This is a genomic window from Xanthomonas sp. F1 (assembly GCF_014199855.1).
This window is the reverse complement of sequence record NZ_JACHOK010000009.1, coordinates 143,510-162,844: the sequence shown is the minus strand read 5'-3', so window position 1 is coordinate 162,844 and position 19,335 is coordinate 143,510. Positions and strand designations below refer to the sequence as shown.

The following is a 19,335-nucleotide window of genomic DNA, read 5'->3' as shown; positions in this document are numbered from 1 at the left end:
AGGATGGAATGCCGCGCTCAGCGCGAGCGCAATGCGAAGCGGCCGTCGCCGATCAGGAACAGCACCGCCAGCGCCAGCGCCCAGAACGCCGGGTATTCCCAGCCGCCGCCCGGATTGGCGAAGCCGAAGCCGTTGGCGCCGTGCACGCTGACGATGGTGCCGAGCAGCAGCGGGATGCCGAGCAATCCGACCCAGCGCGCGTACACGCCGAGCAGCAAGGACGCGGCGAGGGTGAACTCCAGCGCCATCGCCACATAGCCCAGCGCGCCGGGCAGGCCGAGCGACACGAAGTAGGCGGCGGTGCCGGCCGGGGTGAACACCAGCAGCTTGGTCAGCGCATGCACCAGGAACAGCGCGCCCAGGGTCAGGCGCAGCAGGGTGGCGCCATACGGCGCCAGGCGGGAGACGGGAGCGGACATGGGAGATCTCCTAGCAGGATGGGATGGACGACGCTGCACAGGCTATTCCCATCGCCAGCACGAATAAATTATCTTTATTCCGAGAATTAATTTCAGGATGCGCAACAATGGACACGTTGGATGCGATGCGGGTGTTCGTCGCCGTGGTCGACCGCAATGGCTTCAACGCCGCCGCCGACGCGCTGGGCATCTCCACCGCCAGCGTCACCCGCCAGGTGGCGTGGCTGGAACGGCGGCTGGGCCTGCGCCTGCTCAACCGCACCACCCGCCGGGTCAGCCCGAGCAGCGCCGGCGCGGCCTACTACCAACGCTGCCAGTTGCTGTTGGCCGAGTTCGACGACATGGAGGCGGCGGTCGGCGAACAGGCGCTGACGCCGTCCGGCACGCTGCGGATCAATGCCCCCTTCAGTTTCAGCGTCGCCCGGCTCGGGCCGCGCATGGCCGGCTATCGCGCGCGCTACCCGCAGGTCGCGCTGGACCTGACGCTGTCGGACCGGATCGTGGATATCGTCGAGGAAGGCTACGACCTGGCGATCCGTGTCACTCGCCAAGTGGCGCCGACCCTGATCGCGCGCAAGCTCGGCGAGGTGCAGGTCTACCTGTGCGCCGCGCCGTCCTACCTGGAACGTGCCGGCACGCCGCGCCTGGCCGCCGACCTGGCCGGCCATGAATTCCTGGGCTACAGCTACATGCCGCTGGACGAACTGGTGCTGCAGGGACCGGACGGCCCGACCCAGGTGCGCGTGCAGGGCGGCCTGCGCGCGAACGCCGGCGACGTGCTGCGCGAGGCGGCCATCGCCGGCATGGGCATCACCGTGCAGCCGGATTTCATGGCCGAGGCGGCGCTGGAGGAGGGCAGCCTGGTGCGGGTCCTGCCCGATCACCAGCTCGGCCCGACCGGCGTGTATGCGGTGTACGCCAGCCGTAGCCACCTGGCGCCGAAGGTGCGCAGCTTCATCGACTACCTGGTCGAGGTCGGCGTCGACCGCACGATGCGCGCCCCGGCCGAGAGCTGAACCGCGGCGCACGGTCGGACACAACATCCCGCCGATGGCGCTGATCGCGACCACGACGCATGCGCACAATGCCCGCGCTTTTCCCCTCACCTTCAGGAGTCCGCGCATGAGCAAGATCGCGATCGTCTACTTCAGCGGCTACGGCCACACCGTCAAGCAGGCCGAGGCCGTGCACGCCGGCGCCGCCAGCGTCGGCGAAGCCACGCTGTACCGCATCGATCAGGACGGCAACCTGCCCGACGGCGCCTGGGAGGCCATCGGCCAGGCCGACGCCATCATCTACGGCAGCCCGACCTACATGGGCGGCCCCGCCTGGCAGTTCAAGAAGTTCGCCGACGCCAGCTCCAAGCCATGGTTCGCGCAGGCCTGGAAGGACAAGATCGCCGCCGGCTTCACCAACTCGGCCTCGGTCAACGGCGACAAGTTCGCCACCATCGAGTACTTCTGGACCCTGTCGCAGCAGCACGCGCAGATCTGGGTCGGCACCGGCCTGATGCCGTCCAACACCAAGGCGCACGGCTCCGACGACGTGAACTGGACTGCCGGCTTCGGCGGCGCGCTGGCGATCTCGCCGTCCGATGCTTCGCCGGACGAGGCGCCGCGCAGCGGCGACCTGGAGACCGCGCGCCTGCTCGGCAAGCGCGTGGCCGAGTTCGCGGCCAGGTTCAAGGGCTGAGCCCATCGGTGTCGCCCGCAAAGGGCGGCACCCTGCATCGCGATCGCAGCGATCTCTGGGCGATGCGACGCCCCCACGGCGCCCGGCCCTGCCGGTCGGGCGCTTCTCCGATCCACGCTGCGATCGCGGCTGCGGCACCGCCGCCTGCTCTCTCCGTCCCCATCTCGCAATGCGACAACCGTTGGCCAGCGCGGTCGCGCTACGCCATGCCGTCCGGTGCGTGCGCCGCGCGCAGGTGATCGATGAACACGCGCAGCTTCGGCGGCAGGTGCTCGCGCGCCGGGTAGTAGATGTGCCAGCCGGCGAATGGCGTGTGCCAGTCGTCCAGCACCTGCTGCAGGCGCCCGGCGGCGACGTCGGCGGCCACCTGCCACTCGAACGCCTGGCCCAGGCCCAGGCCGCGGCGCGCGGCGTCCAGGCCGACCGCGGTGTCGTTGACCACCAGCCGCCCGCTGACTTCGACCAGGAAATCGTGGCCGTCGCGGGTGAATTCCCAGGCCTGCAGGCGGCCGTCGGTGCGCCGCCAGCGGATGCAGTCGTGCGCGGCCAGTTCGGCCGGCGTGCGCGGCGCCCCGTGCGTGGCGAAATACGCCGGCGCGGCCACCACCGTCTGCCGCTGCGGCGGGCCCACCGGCACCGCGATCATGTCGCGCGCCAGGCTCTCGCCCAGGCGGATGCCGGCGTCGAAGCCGCCCGCGACGATATCGGCCAGGGTGCGGTCCGAAAACAGCTCCACGCTGACCTCCGGATAGCGCGCCAGGAACCCCGGCAGGTGCGGACACACCAGTTGCTCGGCGGCCACCAGCGGCAGGTTGATGCGCAGCGTGCCGGCCGGACGATCGCGCAGGAAATCCAGGTCGGCGAAGGCCGCGTCGATCTGCGCCAGGCCCGGCGCCACCCGCTGCAGGAAGCGCTCGCCGTGCTCGCTCAGGCCGACCCGGCGGGTGGTGCGGTTGAGCAGGCGCGCGCCCAGTTGCGCCTCCAGCGCGCGCAGCGTCTGCGACAGCGCCGAAGGCGACACGCCCAGTTCGGCGGCGGCGCGGGTGAAGCTGCCATGGTGGGCGACGCGGACGAAGGCGACGACGGCGGACAGCGGCGGTGGACGGTGCATGGCGGGCGGCAGTGGAGGACGGGCGCGATGCGCGCCGGCCATTGTTTAGCACACCTTCAAAGCACATGCGCATTACCCGGATTTATCCATGGCGAGGCGGCGCCTACAGTGCCCGCACCCTCACCTGGAGACGGCCGCGATGGCCCTCGATCACTACCGCCTGCTCGGCCGTTCCGGCCTGCGCGTCAGCCCGCTGTGCCTGGGCACCATGACCTTCGGCGCCGACTGGGGCTGGGGCGCGGACGCCGACGAGGCGCGCCGGCTGTTCGATCTGTACGTGGATGCCGGCGGCAACTTCCTCGACACCGCCAACATCTACACCAACGGCAGCGCCGAGACCCTGCTCGGCCGCTTCGTCGCCGGCCGCCGCGACCGCCTGGTGATCGCCAGCAAGTTCGCGCTCAATCCCTTCCCCGGCGACCCCAACGGCGGCGGCAACCACCGCAAGGCGCTGCTGCGCTCGGTCGACGCCAGCCTGGCGCGGCTGGGCACCGACTACCTGGACCTGCTGTACCTGCACGCCTGGGACGGCACCACCGGCATCGACGAGATCATGCGCGGCTTCGACGACCTGGTGCGCGCCGGCAAGATCCTCTACGCCGGCATCTCCGACACCCCCGCCTGGCAGGTGGCGCGCATGCAGACCCTGGCCGACCTGCGCGGCTGGACGCCGTTCGTCGCCCTGCAGATCGAGTACTCGCTGGCGCAGCGCACGGTCGAGCGCGAACTGGTACCGATGGCCGAGGCGCTGGGCATGTCGGTGCTGGCCTGGTCGCCGCTGGCGATGGGCGTGCTCACCGGCAAGTACGGCGCCGCCGATCTGGCGCGGGTACGTGCGGCCGCCTCGGGCGGCGCCCAGGTCGATGGCGTCGGCCGCGCCGAGGTCGCGCATTCGCAGCGCACCTTCAACGAGCACGCATTGGCGGTGGCCGAGGCGGTGGTGACGCTGGCCGCCGAGCTGCAACGCTCGCCGGCGCAGGTGGCGCTGGCCTGGCTGCTGGCGCGCGGGGCGCTGCCGATCGTCGGCGCGCGCAGCGTGGCGCAACTGCAGGACAACCTCGGCGCGCTCACCCTGCACCTGGATGCCGAAGCGCTGCAGCGGCTGGATGCCGCCAGCGCGATCGAACTGGGCTTCCCGCACGACTTCCTGGCCTCGCCCAACCCACAGGCCTTGCTCAGCGGCGGCACCCGCATCCAGCCGCGCTGATCCCGGGCGGCAGCCTGCCGCCGGCCACCTCTCTCGTTGCGAGGTCCAGCTCATGTCCACGTCCCATCGTTCCCTGCTGAAGGCGGCATTGGCCGCAGGCCTGGCCGTCGGCGGCGTCGAGACCGCCGCCGCCGAACCGCCGTCCCCTGGCCGGCCCAGCGCGCCCTCCGCGCTCCCGGGCCAGACCACCCTGGTCGAGGCCGAAGCGGCCGGCATCACGCAGATCGACGCCTTGATGGGACCTGTGCAGGCGCAGGCGATCCGCGCGCTGGCCGATGCCCCGGACACCGCGCTCACCGGCCGCGGCGCGGCCATCGCGTTCGGCGAGATCTATCGTCCGGGCACCGCGCTGGACCTGAAGACCCGCGAGCGGTCACGGTGGCGGTGCTGGCCAGCCTCGGCCACGCCGAACCGCAACTGCGCGTGCACCTGCGTGCGGCGCTCGCCGCCGGCGCCAGCCGCGCGGAGATCTTCGCGGTGCTCGACCAGTTGTACGCCTACGTCGGCTTCCCCACCGCGCTCAATGCCCTGGCCGTCGCCCGCGACGCGCTGGGCCCGTCCTCACCCTGAGCGAACCGCCCGGCGGCCACGCTTCCCTCCCCTCCCCCTCAGGAGCATCCTCCATGCAAACCCGCACCCTCGGCCGCAACGGCCCCCGCGTCTCCGCCCTCGGCCTCGGCTGCATGGGCATGAGCGCGTTCTACGGCGGCCGCAGCGACGACGCAGCTTCGATCGCGGTCATCCACGCCGCGATCGAGCGCGGCGTCAGCCTGATCGACACCGCCGACATGTACGGCCCGCACACCAATGAAGTGCTGGTCGGCAAGGCGCTGGCCGGGCGCCGCGACCAGGTCGTGCTGGCGACCAAGTTCGGCATCAAGCTCGACCCCAACGACCCGGCCGCACGCGGCATCGACGGCCGCCCGGAGTACGTGCAGTCCGCCTGCGAGGCCAGCCTGCGCCGGCTCGGCGTGGACCATATCGACCTGTACTACCAGCACCGCGTGGACCCGAACGTGCCGATCGAGGACACGGTCGGGGCGATGGCGCGGCTGGTGGAACAGGGCAAGGTGCGCTTCCTCGGCCTGTCCGAGGCTGCGGCCGCCACCATTCGCCGCGCGCATGCGGTGCATCCGATCACCGCGCTGCAGAGCGAGTACTCGCTGTGGTCGCGCGACCCGGAACACGACGGCACGCTGGAGACGGTGCGCGAACTGGGCATCGGCTTCGTGCCGTATTCGCCGCTGGGCCGTGGTTTCCTGACCGGCGCGATCCGTTCGCCGGAGGACTTCGAGGCCGACGACTACCGGCGCCATTCGCCGCGCTTCCAGGGCGAGAACTTCGATCGGAACCTGCAACTGGTGGAGCGGGTGCGCGAACTGGCCCAGACCAAGGGCGTGACCCCGGGCCAGCTGGCGCTGGCCTGGGTGCTGGCGCAGGGCGAGGACCTGGTGCCGATCCCGGGCACCAAGCGCCTGGCCTACCTGGAAGAGAACCTGGGCGCGCTGCAGGTGAAGCTGAGCGCCGAGGAGCTGGCGCAGATCGAGGCGATCTTCCCCGCCGATGCCGCCGCCGGCCATCGCTACCCCGCCGCCTCGCGCGGCGCCCTGCAGGGCTGAACCGCGCCCCCGGCGACGGCGCGGGTCGATTGCCCGCGCCGCGCCGGCCCCGCATGATGCGGAGGTGATCTCCTTCATCGTCCCCGCGCACGACGAAGCCGCCCTGATCGGCGACACGCTGGCTTCGCTGCATGTCGCCGCCCAGGCCTTGCGGCTGGACTACGAGACGCTGGTGGTGGCCGATGCCTGCAGCGACGCCACCGCCGAGATCGCGCGCCGGCACGGCGCGCAGGTGCTGGAGGTGGAACTGCGGCACATCGCCGCCGTGCGCAATGCCGGCGCCGCCGCCAGCGGCGGCCGCCATCTGCTGTTCGTCGATGCCGACACCCGGGTCAACACTCCGCTGCTGGCCGCGGCGCTGCGCGCGCTCGGCACCGGTGCGGTCGGCGGCGGCGCGCAGGTGCGCCTGCTCGGCGACATCGCCTGGCACGAACGCCTGGCCCAGGCGCTGTTCGGCTGGCTGTTCCGCTGCACCGGCATCGCCCCCGGCTGTTTCCTGTTCTGCACGCGCAGCGCCTTCGTCGCCGCCGGCGGCTTCGACGAGCGCTACTACGCCGGCGAGGACGTAGCGCTGAGCCGCGCGCTGGCCAGACAGGGCCACTTCGTGATCCTGCGCGAGGCGGTGCACACCTCCGACCGCAAACTGCGCAGCTTCAGCAAGCGCGAGCACCTGGAACTGCTGCTGCAGTTGCTGCGCCGCGGCCGCGGCATGCTGCGCTCGCGCGATGCGCTCGGCTTCTGGTACGGGCAGCGCCGCGGGCGTTAGGGCGTGCCACCCATCCCCGAGCATGCCGCGCCGCGATTGCGCGCGCCTGTGGCAAGGAAGAGCGAGGAAGTGGACGTGCGTCCACGCCTGAGCGATGACGCCGCCATGGGCGCGCACAACCGCGGCCCTACGGGTTGGGCCTGGCAGGCGCGCGGCCGGCGCCGCGCGGCTTGACCTGACGGCCAGTCAGGCGCTGCGCCCCGCAACGCCGGCCGCGCGCCTGCCAGACCCAACGCGGCATACTCGGCAATGGGTGACACGCCCTAGGCGTGTCATCCACTTTCCTACAGGCTCGGGCGCTTTCTACGATCTGCACATGGACGAGAACGGCAAGCTGGAGATCGGGGAGGCGGTGATGGCGGACCGGCACGCCATCGCGGCGTTGATGGCGGCGCTGGACTATCCAGGCACCGAGGCCTTCATCGAGACGCGCCTGGCGCAGTTGCTGGCGCATCCGGACGCCGCCTTGCTGGTGGCCGCCGCAGGAGACGACGTCGTGGGTGTGCTGTCGCTGCATTTTCTGCCGCAGCTGGCGTTGACCGGCGACATCGGCCGCATCAGCTACTTTTGCGTGGACGATCGCGCACGCGGCGCCGGCGTCGGGCAGCGCTTGCTGGCGCAGGGCGAGGCCTTGGCGCGGCAGCGCGACTGCGACCGCCTGGAGGTGCACTGCCATCGCCGGCGGGAACGGGCGCACGCCTTCTATCGGCGCGAAGGCTTTGTCGAAGCGCCCAAGTATTTCGCCAAGTCGCTGCGCGATTGAGGACTGTCCGAGGCCGCCAGCCGCAGACAGCGGCGCGATCTTCCCAAGGGCGGTTGCCGGCGCCGAGGCGCTGGCAGTACGCTGCGCGCCCCTTGTGCGAGCTTTACGGATGAGCGTCCACACCAGCAGGCCCATCGCGGTGCGCATCCTCGGCACGGGCGAGTATCTGCCCGTGCAGCAGGTGCTGGCGGAGACCTTCGACCGGCGCTGGGGCAAGCCCACCGGCTGGACCCTGCGGCACACCGGCGTGGCCACGCGGCACTATGCGGGCGCCGACGAGCCGGCCACCTTCATGGGCGAACGCGCCGCGCGCGGGGCGCTGGAGGCGGCGCAGCTGCAGGCGCACGAGGTCGACTGCGTGATCAGTGCCTGCAGCCTGATGGAACAGGCGATCCCGTGCAGCGCGGCGCTGCTGCATGCGCGGCTGGGCCTGCAGGGCAGCGGCATCCCGGCCTTCGACATCAACGCCACCTGCCTGAGCTTCATCGCCGCGCTCGACCTGGCCGCCTGCGCGATCGCCGCCGGCCGCTATCGCCGCGTGCTGATCGTCGCCAGCGAGATCGCCAGCGTCGGCCTCAACCCGGACGACGCGGACACCGCGCCGCTGTTCGGCGACGGCGCCGCGGCGGTGGTGGTCGCCGCCGACAGCGGCTCGCAATTGCTGGCGGCACGCCTGGAAACCTACTCCGAAGGCATCGACCACTGCCGCGTGCGCGCCGGCGGCACCCGCCTGCGCCTGGACCACGGCGTCGAGGCGCTGCGCGCCGGTTCGCAGTTCGAAATGCACGGCCGCGCCACCTATCGCCTCGCTGCGGCGAAACTGCCCGGCTTCCTGCAGCGGCTGCTGGCGCAGGCCGGGATCGAGCTGGCGCAGCTGCGGCGGATCGTGCCGCACCAGGCCAGCGCCAAGGCGCTGCGCCACCTGCGCGTCGCGCTGGGACTGGCACCGGATGCGCTGATCGAGATCATCGGCCATCGCGGCAACCAGATGGCGGCATCCATTCCCGGCGCGCTGCACCAGGCGATCCACAGTGGCCGCATCGTCCGTGGCGACCTGATCGGCCTGGTCGGCTCCGGCGCCGGGTTGGCGTTCGGCGGCGCGGTGTTGCGCTACTGACATGGCAAGCGTCCTGGTCACCGGTGCTTCCGGCTTCATCGGCGCCTACATCGTGCGCGCCCTGGCCGAGGCCGGTTTGCCGGTGCGCGCCAGCGGCCGCGACACCGCCAAGCTGGCGGCCTTCGCTGGCGATCCGCGCATCAAGGTCGTGCCCGCCGAACTGTGCAGCGACGACCTGGCGCCGCTGCTGCATGGCTGCGATGCGGTGATCCACTGCGCGGCGTTGTCGGCACCGTGGGCCAGCGCCGAGACCTTCCGCCTAGCCAACGTGGTCGCCACCGAACGCCTGCTCGCCGCCGCGCTGGCCGCACGCGTGCGCCGCTTCGTGCACTTCAGTTCGCCCAGCATCTACTTCCGCTTCGCCGATCAATACCAGATCAGCGAAGACTTCACCCCACCGGCGCGCTGGATCGGTGGCTACCCGCAGACCAAGTGGGAAGCCGAAGAAAAGGTACGCGCCGCAGCGGCGGCCGGGCTGCCGGCGGTGGTGCTGCGTCCGCGCGCGGTGTTCGGCCATGGCGACAACGCGATCGTGCCGCGCTTGCTGGCGGTGGCGCAGCGCGGCTGGTTCCCGCTGGTCAACGGCGGCCGCGCGATGATCGACGTGTGCTGCGTGGAGAACGCGGTGGCCGCGGCGCTGGCCGCGCTGCGCGCCGAGCACATCGGCGACGGCCGCGCCTACAACATCAGCAACGGGGTGCCGATCGCGGTGCGCGACCTGCTGACCGAGCTGTTCGCGGTGCTGCGCCTGCGCGTGCGGCTGCTGCCGGTGCCACGCGGGCCGGCGCTGGCCCTGGCCACGCTCGGCGAACAGATCGCGTTGCGCCGGCGCGGCCAGCCGGAACCGCGGCTCAGCCGCTACGGCATCGGCGTGCTCGGCTATTCGCAGACGCTGGACATCGGCCGCGCGCGCCGCGAACTCGGCTATGCGCCGGTACTGTCGACCGAGGCCGGGCTGGCCGCACTGGGGCGGCCATGAGCGCGCCACGACTACGCTGGCGGCTGTACGAGGCCGGCCACTGCACGCACCCCGAACGCGCCACGCGCCGCGGCGCGCCGCTGGCGCCGTGCCCGTTCCCGGCGCTGGCGGCGCTGCTGCAGCATCCGCAGCACGGCGATCTGCTGTTCGACACCGGCTACGCGCAGCACTTCTTCGACGCCACCGCGCGTTTCCCCGAGCGCCTGTATCGCTGGCTGACCCCGGTGCGGCTGGCACCCGGGCAATCGCTACGCGAACAGCTCGCCCGCGACGGCGTGGATCCGGACCATATCGGCTGGATCGTGCTCTCGCACTTCCATGGCGACCACGTCGGCGGCGTCGCCGATTTTCCGCAGGCGCGCCTGGCCTGCGCGCGACAGGCCTGGGACGACCTGCAGCGCCGCGGCCGGCTGGCCGCGCTGCGCCAAGGCTTCCTGCCGGCGCTGCTGCACGGCGCGCGCCCGCGCATGCACTGGATCGAGGCGCTATCCGCGGCGGCGTCGCCCACCGCGCTGCGCGACTTCGGCACACCGCGCGATCTGTTCGGCGACGGCAGCGTGCTGCTGGTGCCGCTGCCCGGGCATGCGCCCGGCCACTACGGCCTGTGGTTCGAGGACGCGCACGGCCCGGTGTTCCTGATCGCCGACGCGGCCTGGTCCAGCGCCGCGCTCGCCGATGGCACGCCGCCGCCGGTGCTGGTCACCCACCTGCTCGGCGAGCATCGCGTGTATCGCGACACGTTGGCGCGGCTGCATGCGCTGCGCCAGGCCGAGCCAGCGTTGCGGCTGGTGCCCTCGCATTGTCGGCAATGGCGGCCGGCGCCGGCGGAGCACGCGCATGGCTGATGTCCCCGGCGTGCTGATCACCGGCGCGCGTGCGCCGGTCGCCCTGGACCTGGCGCGCCGTTTCGCCGCGCAGGGTTGGCGGGTGCACCTGGCCGACAGCGTCGCCAGCCGCATCTCCGGCTGGTCGCGCGCGGTCGCCGCGCATCACCGCGTCGCGCCCGCGCGCGATGCGCCGCGCGCCTGGCTGGCCGATCTCAACGGCGTGCTCGCACGCCAGCGCATCGACGTGCTGGTGCCGACCTGCGAGGAAGTGTTCTACCTGGCCCGCTACCGCAGCGCGCTGCCGGCGCAACTGCATCTGCCGCTGCAGGACTTCGATACGCTGCGCATGCTGCACAGCAAGTACGCCTTCATGGAACTGGCGCGCGGCCTGGACAGTGACGTCGACGTGCCCGACAGCGTGCGCGTGCGCAACCTGGAACAGGCACGCGAATGGGCGGGCACTGCGCCCCTGGTGCTGAAGCCCGAGTTCTCGCGCTTCGGCGTGCATGTCCGGCTGTACCCGCACGGCCTGCCGGCCGCGGACACGCCGCTGCCCGACCAGGGCGCCTGGGTCGCGCAGCGCTACTGCGATGGCGAAGAGCGCTGCTCGTATGCGCTGGCGCGCGACGGCGTGTTGTTGGCGCATGCGGTGTATCGCCCGCGCTATCGCCTGCGGCGTAGTTCCAGCTACTACTTCGATGTCGCGCCCGATCCGCAGATCGAGCGCTTCACCGCGCAGTTGGTGCAGGCGCTGCGCTTCAGTGGGCAGATCTCCTTCGACTGGATGGTCTCCGCGCAAGGGCGCTGCAGCGTGATCGAGTGCAATCCGCGCGCGACCAGCGGCCTGCACCTGTTCGCCGCGACCGACCCGCTGGTGGCCTTGCTGTGCGGCGACGCGGGCGATGCGCAGGCGCCACTGCGCCCGGCCGACGACCGCGCGGCGATGCTGGGCATGCTCATGCTGGGCGTGGCCTTGCCTGCGGCGTTGGGCCATGGCCGGCTGCGGCAGTGGCGCCGGGACTACGTGCGCGCCGAGGACGTGCTGGCGCCGCGCGGCGACCGATGGCCGCTGGCCGGCACGCTGTGCGACCTGGGCAGCCATGCGCGGCTGGCGCTGGCGCAACGCTGCAGCGTGCGCGAGGCCGCCACCCGCGATACCGAATGGGACGGCGAGGCGCTGCCGCCGCCATGAACGCCGACAGCGCCGAGGCCGCGGCCGCCGATTACGTCGCGCAGCTGCAGCGCTTCGCCGCGCTGCATGCCGGCGGCGACGCGCAGCAACTGGCCGACAACGCGCGGGCGCGCATCGAAGTGCTGCAGGCTGGCGCACTGACGCTGCCGGTGACCGTCGGCGAACAGCACCCGGGCAACGCCTGGGTGTGCTCGCCGCGCACCACCTATGCCGACTACGCCGCCGAGGAAGCCGCGCGGCTGTTGCCGGGCACACTGGCCGCACCGGTGCGCGGATTGTGCGGCGGCATCGGCGCGTGGCTGGACTGGGCGCGGATCGACCGTGCGGTCACCCTCAACAACTGGCTGCTGTCCACCAACCTGTATCCACCGTTGCCGCCCGGCGGCCTGCGCACGCTGTTGGACGCCGCGCGTGCGCGCTGGCCCGACCACGCGCTGTGGTTCCGCTCGCTCAACGCGGTGGACACGCCGCAGTGGCTGCACGCGCTGCAGGCCGAAGGCTTCACCCTGATCGCCAGTCGCCAGGTGTACCTGTACGAGGACTGGCCGCAGCTGCTGCGCCATCGCGATCTGGTCCGCGACCTCAAGCTGGTCGACCGCCGCGATCTGCAGCGCTGCGGCAACGACGCCATCGGCGAGGCCGACTATCCGCGTATCGCCGCGCTGTATGCGCAGCTGTATCTGGAAAAATATTCGCACTGCAATCCGGCCTACCACGCCGGCTTCCTGCGCGCCTGGCATCGCGCCGGGCTGCTGCGCTTCGACGGCTTCCGCGACGATACCGGGCAGTTGGTGTGCATCACCGGCCTGTTCGGCATCGGCGGCACCGTCACCGCTCCCATTGTCGGCTACGACCTGCGCCTGCCGCAGCGGCTGGCGCTGTACCGCACCCTCACCGCCTGCGGCATCGACCATGCGCGACGGTACGGCCAGCGCCTCAACCAGAGCGCCGGCGCTGCCAGCTTCAAGCGCCAGCGCGGCGGCATGCCGGTCATCGAATACAGCGCGGTCGATGCACGCCACCTGCCGTTGCGGCGACGCCAGCCGATCGCCGCGCTCGGCGCGCTGACTCGGCGCATCGGTGTACCGCTGATGCGCAAGTACCGGCTGTAAGGCAACGCAGCACCACGTCTGAAGGCAGACCGTAATCGTTTTCAGCCTCGATCGCGCATGCCGCGCCGGATGTCAGGCGCTGGCACTGGCATATACTTTGCTGCATCTGCAACACCTCATCGCCGCTGCGGCCCGGAACATCTGTGGAATGGATTGCGCATCTGGCCCATGCCGGCACCCTGCTGATGGTCAACGCATTGCTCGCGGCAGTGTCCTCGGCGATGTTCCTGGCCCTGTACGTCACCGGCCGCAAGGAACGGCACGCGCGCAGCCTGCTGCTGCTGGCGCTGAGCTACGGCGTGTTCGCCCTGGGCTTCGGCATCCTGCAGGCGCCGGCCTGGAACGTCACCAACTTCTGGGTCAACCACATCGGCAACGTCACCTTGGACGTGGCCACCATGCTGACACTGGTGGCGGTGAACGCTTATCTGCGGCGTCCGCTGCTGCAATGGACGCTGCTGGTGCCGGTCGCGCTGCTCTGCGCACTGGAGCTCTACAGCCTGTCCTACGCCAACCACGATCACCGGATCATGGTGATCTTCGGCGGCATGGTGCGCGGCCTGCTGACCGCCGCGACCGCAGTCGCGCTGTGGCGCTATGCCGACAGCGTGGTGCGCTCGGCGGCGCGCTTCACCGCCGTCTGCCATTTCCTGTGGGCTGGCATGGTGGGACTGCGGATCGCCTGGTGGGCGCTCCACCCCGATGCCGATACCAGCTACGACCCGACCACCAACTTCGGCCTGCTCTCGCGCATCGTGCTGACCGCCAGCATCACCCCCGGCTTCCTGTGGATGCTGAGCCGCGAAATGAACGCGGAGCTGATGCGGCACGCCTCGCAGGATCCGCTCACCGGGGTGACCAATCGCCGGGTGATGTGGGAGTGCGGCGAGGCGGCGACCCAGGATGCTGCGCGCAAGCAGGGGGCGATCGCGGTACTGATGATCGACGTGGACCATTTCAAGTCGATCAACGACCGCTTCGGCCATGCCGTCGGCGACCAGGTCCTGATCGCCATTGCGCAGACGCTGGCGCAGCACATCCGCACGCCCGACCTGCTGGCACGCATCGGCGGCGAGGAATTCATGGTGCTGGTCCCGCATGGCGAGGAGGCGGGGGTGCGCGATCTCGCCGAGCGCCTGCGGCGACGCATCGAACAGCAGCAAATCGAGGCGGTGCCGGAGACAGCGCTGGAGTGCACGGTGAGTATCGGCTACTGCCTGTCGCCAAGGGCGCAGGCGTCCTGGCAGAGCCTGGTGTTGGCCGCCGACCAGGCGCTGTACGCGGCCAAGCGCGCCGGCCGCAACCGGGTCGCCGGCACCGCCATCGCATGATCGCCCGCAGCGAGCCACGGACGCGGCGGACGCCGCGGGCGGCATGAGCGCCTGGCATCCGTCGCTGTACCGGCAGTGGTTCGCCGTCGCTCCCGCCGCGGCGTTGCGCCAGCGACCGCTGGGGGTCTCGGTGATGGACCGGCATGCGGCGATCGCGCGTTGCGCCGACGGCCGCCTGCTGGCGCTGGAGGACCGCTGCCCGCACCGGCACGCCCCGCTGTCGGCCGGCTGCGCCACCGGCGACGGCCTGTCCTGCCCCTACCACGGCTGGCGCTTCGACCGCGACGGCGCCCTGCGCGAGATTCCCGGCCTGCCGCCCGGGCAGGCGCCGCCGGCGGTGCGGGTGCGCGCCTTCGCCGCGCGCGAGCACGACGGGCTGATCTGGCTGCGTCCCGATCCGGAAGGCGCGGACGCGCCATCGCAACTGGTGCAGGCGCTGCAGCCGTCGGCGCGGCGCTTCCTGTGGCGCACGCGCTGGGACGCGCACGTGGTCGATGCGCTGGAGAACTTCCTGGACCCGCTGCACACCCATCTGCTGCATCCGGGGCTGGTGCGGCGCGGCGGCGCGCGCACCGCCATGCGCGCCGAGTTGCGGCACACCGACGAAGGCTTCCACGTCGACTACCGCGGCGCCGCGGCACAGAGCGGCTGGCTGTACCGGCTGTTCGAATCGCCGCGCATCCTGGAACGCGCGCATTTCGCCGCCCCCGGCAGCGCGCAGATCGAGTACCGCTACGCGCGCGGCGGCCGCGTGCGGATCAGCCTGCACTTCACCCCGCTCGGCGCACGCAGCACCGACGTCTTCGCCAGCCTGCACGTGGAGGGGCGCTGGGCGCCGGCGTGGGCGGTGCGCTTGCTGGTGTGGCCACTGCTGCGCCGGGTTGGCGAGCAGGACCGACGCATGCTCGCGCTGCAGTCGCGCAACCTGCAGCGCTACCCGGGTGCGCGCGGTGCCTCCACCGCGCTGGATCTGGTGCGCGAACCGCTGCGCCGCTATTGGGACGGCGAGGCACTCCCGACGCCGGGCAGCGGCCACGACGTGGACCTCATGCTGTGACCGTGCCGAGTCGCTGCAGCACCTCCGCCAACGGGGCCGGGCGCCCGAGCAGATAGCCCTGCACGCCGCCGCAGCCATGCGCACGCAGCCAGCGCAACTGGCTCTCGGTTTCCACGCCCTCGGCGACCACGTCCAGCCCCAGGCAATGGCCCAGGGTCAGCAGCGCCTGGCAGATCGAGGCGTTGCGCGGATCGCGGTCCACCTCGGCGACGAAGCTGCGGTCGATCTTCAGCGTGTCCAGCGGCAGGTCGCGCAGATACGCCATGCTGGAGAAACCGGTGCCGACATCGTCCAGAGCCACGCGCACGCCCAGCGCGCGCAGTTGCCGCAGCACGTCGCCGGCCTGCTGCGGCTGCCGCATCAGGCTGCTCTCGGTCAGCTCCAACTGCAGGCCATTGGCGGCCAACCCGGCCTCGGCGCAGGCCTGCGCCAGGTCGGCGACCAGGTCGCCATCGAAGAACTGCAGCGCCGACACGTTCACCGCCACCGGCAGGTCCGGCCATCCATGCTCGACCAGGGCGCGGCGCGCCCGCGCCGCGGCGCGCATCACCCAGCGCCCCAGCGGCAGGATCAGCCCGGTGTCCTCGCACAACTGGATGAACGCATCCGGCGCAATGAAGCTGCCGTCGGCCTGCGGCCAGCGGATCAGCGCCTCCAGTTCGCGTGGCGCGCCGCTGACGGCATCCATGATCGGCTGGAAGTGCAGCTCGAATTCCTGGCGCTCGATCGCCTGCTGGATGCGTCCAGCCAGGCGCAGGCGTTCGCCGGTGCGTGCCGCCATGGCGCGGTCGAAGCGCACCAGGCTGCGGCCCTCGGCCTGTGCCGCGTGCGCGGCCTGCGCGGCGCTGCCGATGACCTCGTCGGCGCTGGCGGCATCGTCCGGACACAACGCCACGCCGATGTGCGCCTGCAGTTGCTGGGTGAATTCGCCGCCCTGCACCGGCGCGTACAACGCCTCCTGCAAGGCCTGCAGCGCTTGCGGCAGTGCCTGCGGATCCAGGATCGCCAGCACGAAGTCCTGCACAGGCTGGTGCGCGCTCAGGCCGAAACGCTCGCCCAGCACGCGGATGCGCTCGGCCACCGCGCAGCGCACCGCGTCGCCGGCGGCACGGCCCAGGGTGTCGCCGATCAGCGACAGTCCGCGCACCTGCACATAGGCGATCGCATAACCGTCGCGGCGCTGCGCCTGCAGGGTCTCGGCCAGGGCACGCGGCTTGAGCAGGCCGGTGCTGAACTCGTGCTGGGCAAAGAACGCCAGTTCGCGCTCGTGGGCCAGGCGCTCGGTGACGTCCTCGGCCAGGATCAACCGCGCCGGCACGCCGCCGAATTCCAGGTCGGCGCTGTGGATGCACACCGACAGCAGGCTGCCGTCCTTGCGCCGGTGGGTCCATACGCTCGGCACGTCGAAGCCCTCACGCGGTTTGCGCACATCCTGCAGCAAGCGTTCGGCATCCTCCGGCGGGCGCAGATCGCGCAACTCCATCGCCAGGAATTCCTCGCGGCTGTAGCCGTACTGGCGCACCGCGGCCTGGTTCACTTCCAGGAAGCGCAGACTGTCCACGGCGAATACCCAGTACGGCAGTGGATTGCGGTCGAACACCAGCCGGAACTGACGCTCGGCATCGAGCAGCCGCGCCTGCGCCGCCACCCGGTCGCTGACATCCTGCACCGCGCCGGTCATGCACATGCCATTGCGGGTACGCACCAGCGCGCCGCGCGCGGCCAGCCAGCGCAGGCGCCCATCGGGCAGGTGCATGCGGTAGACGGTGTTGTAGTCCGCGCGCCCCTGCGCGGCGTCCTCGTATAGCTGCGTCACCCGCGCGCGATCCTCGTCGTGGATCCGCTCCAGGAACGCCTCGATGGGCAACTGCATGCGCTGCAGGCCGAACATCGCGCCGGTCGGCTCGGACAGGCGCAATATGCGCTCGGCGATGTCGATGCGCCAGGTGCCGATGCCGCCCATGCCGTGGGCCAGGCGCAGATCCTCGTCGCCGCGGCGCAGGCGCTGCAGCAGGTGGCGCTGGCGGCGCTCGGCACGGCGCAGGCTGACCAGCAGATAGGCCAGGCCGAGCAGGTACAGCACGTACCCCAGCGCCGCCGCCGCGGCGAACCACCACCAGCCGGACAGCGTCTCGCGCAGCCCCACGCCGGCCACCGCCAGCAACGGGTACGCACCGCCGCCGCTCAGCGCCAGGATCCGCGGCGTGCCGTCGAAGACATCGCGGCGCACGCCGAGCGCGCCGCCATGCGGCATCGGCCGCGCCAGCGCGATCGGCAGGCGCGGCTGGCCGGCCGCAAGCGTGCGGCTGGCGGCCAGCAGCACGCCCTGCGCGTCGGTCAGCGCGACGATGCCGTCGCGTCCGCTGTCGGTTCCCTGCACGATGCGCTGCAGGGCGGCCACCCGCCATTGCGCCTCGACCCAGCCATCGGTCCCCCAGGGCACGGCCACACGCACCACCGCCTCGCCGTCGGCCAGGCGCAACGGCGGGCTCACGCAGACCCGACCGCCGCAGCGCGCATGCTGCATCCAGGCGCGCAGTGGCGCATCGCCGGCGCCACCGAAGCGGCGTTGCCCCTGCGCATTCAGCAAAGCCACGTCGCGCAGTTCCGGGTGTCGCGCCAGCAGGCCGTGCAACGAGGCGGCGATCAGCTCGGGCGCACGCACCGGCGTCTCCGCCAGCAGCGCCTGCGCGCCCAGGCCTTCGCCATGCAGGGCCTGGCCGAGATTGTCCAGTTGCAACTGCAGCAGGCGGTCGGCGCCGGTGGCCAGCGCCAGGCTCTGCCGCTGCGCCGCGGCCAGGCGGTTGTGGCGGTCCTGCGCCAGGACCAGCACTAGGCCGGCCGCCAGCAGCACCGCCAGCACCAGGCCCCAGGTGGCGATCGCCCGCAACGGCGCGCGCGTGACGCGCCGCAGGCTGTGCCGAAAGCGACGGTCGCGCTTCCTGTCGGCGAGCGGGTTCTGCGGCATCGAGAGTGGGGAATGGGGCGTAGGTGCTGGTTACAGCGGCCTGGCACCGACGATCTTGACCGTACGTGACGCAATACTGCGTTCAGCGGCGCAGATAAACGGTTCAGTCCGCCGCGGGCCAGTGCGCCAGTTGCTGCGTGGTCAGGCCGACGCGCCTGCAGGCACGCGCAGCGATGCCGTCGTGCAGCGCCACCCGGAACAGCGGCGCCACCCGCTGCAGCAACCAGGCCGGCACCGCTGGGCCGGTGCGCTGCAATCGCGCCTGCCGCAGCATGGCGCTGGCCCACGGTGGCAGCAAGGCCGCGCCGGCCCCCAGGAACAGTTCCCGCGACAGGCCCGGCGCCGGCACCGGCAGGCGCAGGCCAGCCAGCACCGCCAGCACTTCGCGCGAGCGCGCATCCACCAGCAACTGCGGCCGCTGCCGTTCGAAATAGTCCAACACGGCCGCCTCGCTGGCCGGGACCTGGCGTGCGCCCAGCGCCTCGGCCACGCGCCGGCCTTCGTCGTAGTAACGGTCCGCGATCGCCGCCGGTACTTCACGGCAGTAGCGGCGGTAGCCCTGCAGGAAGCCATAGGCCTCGGTCACGTGCACCCAGGTCAGCAGCGCCGGATCGTCGGCGGCATAGGCGCGCCCGTCGGGCGTGTGCCCGCGCACCCGCGCGTGGATCGCGCGGACCCGGGCGATCTGGCGCTGCGCCGCATCCGTGGGCGCGTAGCTGGTGGCGGCGACGAACTGGGTGGTGCGGCGCAGGCGCCCGACCAGGTCCTCGCGGAAGTTGGAATGGTCGTAGACCCCGGCCAGCGCCAGCGGGTGCAGGGTCTGCAGCAGCAGCGCACACAGCCCGCCGGCCAGCATTCCCGGAAACTCGGCATGGATGCGCCAGGTGACGCTGTCCGGACCGAACAGGCCGATGTCGCCGAGCGGCTGGTCGTAATCGATGGCGTCGCGCTCGCGCGGGAACGCGCCCAGCACCCAGCGGCGGATCTGGGTGGTGGCCGGAGCGGAGAGCGTACGTAGTAGCGAAGCCATGTGCCGATGCTAGCGAAGACGGCGCGAGCGCCGTGCGATGGCGTATGGCGCGTCGGCCGCGTGCCGCATGTGCGGCCGCAGCATGCACTTTGCGGCGGCTGTGCTAGAAAGAAGCTGCCTCAAGATCGACCGTCGACGTTCCACG

Annotated in this window: 18 protein-coding genes; 14 read left to right on the top strand and 4 right to left on the bottom strand. The window is 71.7% G+C overall.

Annotated elements, in window-relative coordinates; translation table 11 throughout:
* Positions 1–17: 17 nt before the first annotated feature.
* A complete protein-coding gene (locus GGR71_RS17645) occupies positions 18–419 on the bottom strand; it encodes a DoxX family protein (RefSeq protein WP_160959693.1) in 402 nt (133 codons plus the stop codon).
* Between the two features lie 107 nt (positions 420–526).
* On the opposite strand from GGR71_RS17645, the gene GGR71_RS17640 reads away from it, so the two are divergent.
* Together GGR71_RS17640 and GGR71_RS17635 are read left to right on the top strand one after the other, a co-directional pair.
* Complete coding sequence (locus GGR71_RS17640; RefSeq protein WP_160959691.1) at positions 527–1,435, top strand: LysR family transcriptional regulator; 909 nt, start codon at positions 527–529, stop codon at positions 1,433–1,435.
* A 106-nt stretch (positions 1,436–1,541) separates the two neighbouring features.
* Complete coding sequence (locus GGR71_RS17635; RefSeq protein ID WP_048492263.1) at positions 1,542–2,111, top strand: flavodoxin family protein; 570 nt, start codon at positions 1,542–1,544, stop codon at positions 2,109–2,111.
* Between the two features lie 199 nt (positions 2,112–2,310).
* On the opposite strand, the gene GGR71_RS17630 is transcribed toward GGR71_RS17635, so the two are convergent.
* On the bottom strand, positions 2,311–3,222 hold the full coding sequence (locus tag GGR71_RS17630; protein ID WP_160959688.1) for a LysR family transcriptional regulator: 912 nt from the start codon (positions 3,220–3,222) through the stop codon (positions 2,311–2,313).
* Between the two features lie 139 nt (positions 3,223–3,361).
* On the opposite strand from GGR71_RS17630, the gene GGR71_RS17625 reads away from it, so the two are divergent.
* From GGR71_RS17625 to GGR71_RS17570, 12 genes are all read left to right on the top strand, one after another.
* Positions 3,362–4,429: an aldo/keto reductase gene (locus GGR71_RS17625; protein ID WP_160959685.1), complete on the top strand. Its 1,068-nt coding sequence runs from the start codon at positions 3,362–3,364 to the stop codon at positions 4,427–4,429.
* A 378-nt stretch (positions 4,430–4,807) separates the two neighbouring features.
* Entirely contained in the window at positions 4,808–4,999 is a 192-nt protein-coding gene (locus tag GGR71_RS21190; protein ID WP_343160811.1) for a carboxymuconolactone decarboxylase family protein, read from the top strand.
* Between the two features lie 53 nt (positions 5,000–5,052).
* Complete coding sequence (locus tag GGR71_RS17615; protein WP_160959683.1) at positions 5,053–6,048, top strand: aldo/keto reductase; 996 nt, start codon at positions 5,053–5,055, stop codon at positions 6,046–6,048.
* A 64-nt stretch (positions 6,049–6,112) separates the two neighbouring features.
* The gene (locus GGR71_RS17610) at positions 6,113–6,814 is read left to right on the top strand and encodes a glycosyltransferase (RefSeq protein WP_160959680.1); all 702 of its coding nucleotides are present in this window, start codon (positions 6,113–6,115) and stop codon (positions 6,812–6,814) included.
* 316 nt (positions 6,815–7,130) lie between these two features.
* Complete coding sequence (locus GGR71_RS17605) at positions 7,131–7,577, top strand: GNAT family N-acetyltransferase (RefSeq protein WP_202405032.1); 447 nt, start codon at positions 7,131–7,133, stop codon at positions 7,575–7,577.
* A gap of 109 nt (positions 7,578–7,686) precedes the next feature.
* Positions 7,687–8,694 (top strand): 3-oxoacyl-[acyl-carrier-protein] synthase III C-terminal domain-containing protein, encoded by a 1,008-nt coding sequence (locus tag GGR71_RS17600; RefSeq protein WP_160959677.1) that lies wholly within the window; start codon positions 7,687–7,689, stop codon positions 8,692–8,694.
* Position 8,695: 1 nt separating this feature from the next.
* Positions 8,696–9,673, top strand: coding sequence for an NAD-dependent epimerase/dehydratase family protein (locus GGR71_RS17595; protein WP_160959675.1), 978 nt, complete (start codon positions 8,696–8,698; stop codon positions 9,671–9,673).
* Positions 9,670–10,518, top strand: a complete 849-nt coding sequence (locus GGR71_RS17590) for an MBL fold metallo-hydrolase (protein WP_160959673.1) — start codon at positions 9,670–9,672, stop codon at positions 10,516–10,518. The genes GGR71_RS17595 and GGR71_RS17590 overlap by 4 nt, the downstream gene beginning before the upstream one ends.
* On the top strand, positions 10,511–11,692 hold the full coding sequence (locus GGR71_RS17585) for an ATP-grasp domain-containing protein (protein ID WP_160959671.1): 1,182 nt from the start codon (positions 10,511–10,513) through the stop codon (positions 11,690–11,692). Before GGR71_RS17590 ends, GGR71_RS17585 begins: the two co-directional genes overlap by 8 nt.
* Positions 11,689–12,804: a hypothetical protein gene (locus GGR71_RS17580; protein WP_160959669.1), complete on the top strand. Its 1,116-nt coding sequence runs from the start codon at positions 11,689–11,691 to the stop codon at positions 12,802–12,804. Before GGR71_RS17585 ends, GGR71_RS17580 begins: the two co-directional genes overlap by 4 nt.
* A 143-nt stretch (positions 12,805–12,947) precedes the next feature.
* Positions 12,948–14,135 (top strand): diguanylate cyclase, encoded by a 1,188-nt coding sequence (locus GGR71_RS17575; RefSeq protein ID WP_160959666.1) that lies wholly within the window; start codon positions 12,948–12,950, stop codon positions 14,133–14,135.
* Between the two features lie 43 nt (positions 14,136–14,178).
* Positions 14,179–15,192, top strand: a complete 1,014-nt coding sequence (locus tag GGR71_RS17570; protein WP_160959664.1) for a Rieske 2Fe-2S domain-containing protein — start codon at positions 14,179–14,181, stop codon at positions 15,190–15,192.
* Here GGR71_RS17570 and GGR71_RS17565 read toward each other — a convergent pair.
* Positions 15,182–18,160, bottom strand: a complete 2,979-nt coding sequence (locus tag GGR71_RS17565) for a bifunctional diguanylate cyclase/phosphodiesterase (RefSeq protein WP_237474353.1) — start codon at positions 18,158–18,160, stop codon at positions 15,182–15,184. The two genes, GGR71_RS17570 and GGR71_RS17565, sit on opposite strands and share 11 nt — an antisense overlap.
* Positions 18,161–18,263: 103 nt before the next feature.
* Positions 18,264–19,190 (bottom strand): oxygenase MpaB family protein, encoded by a 927-nt coding sequence (locus GGR71_RS17560; RefSeq protein WP_160959661.1) that lies wholly within the window; start codon positions 19,188–19,190, stop codon positions 18,264–18,266.
* Between the last annotated feature and the right edge of the window lie 145 nt (positions 19,191–19,335).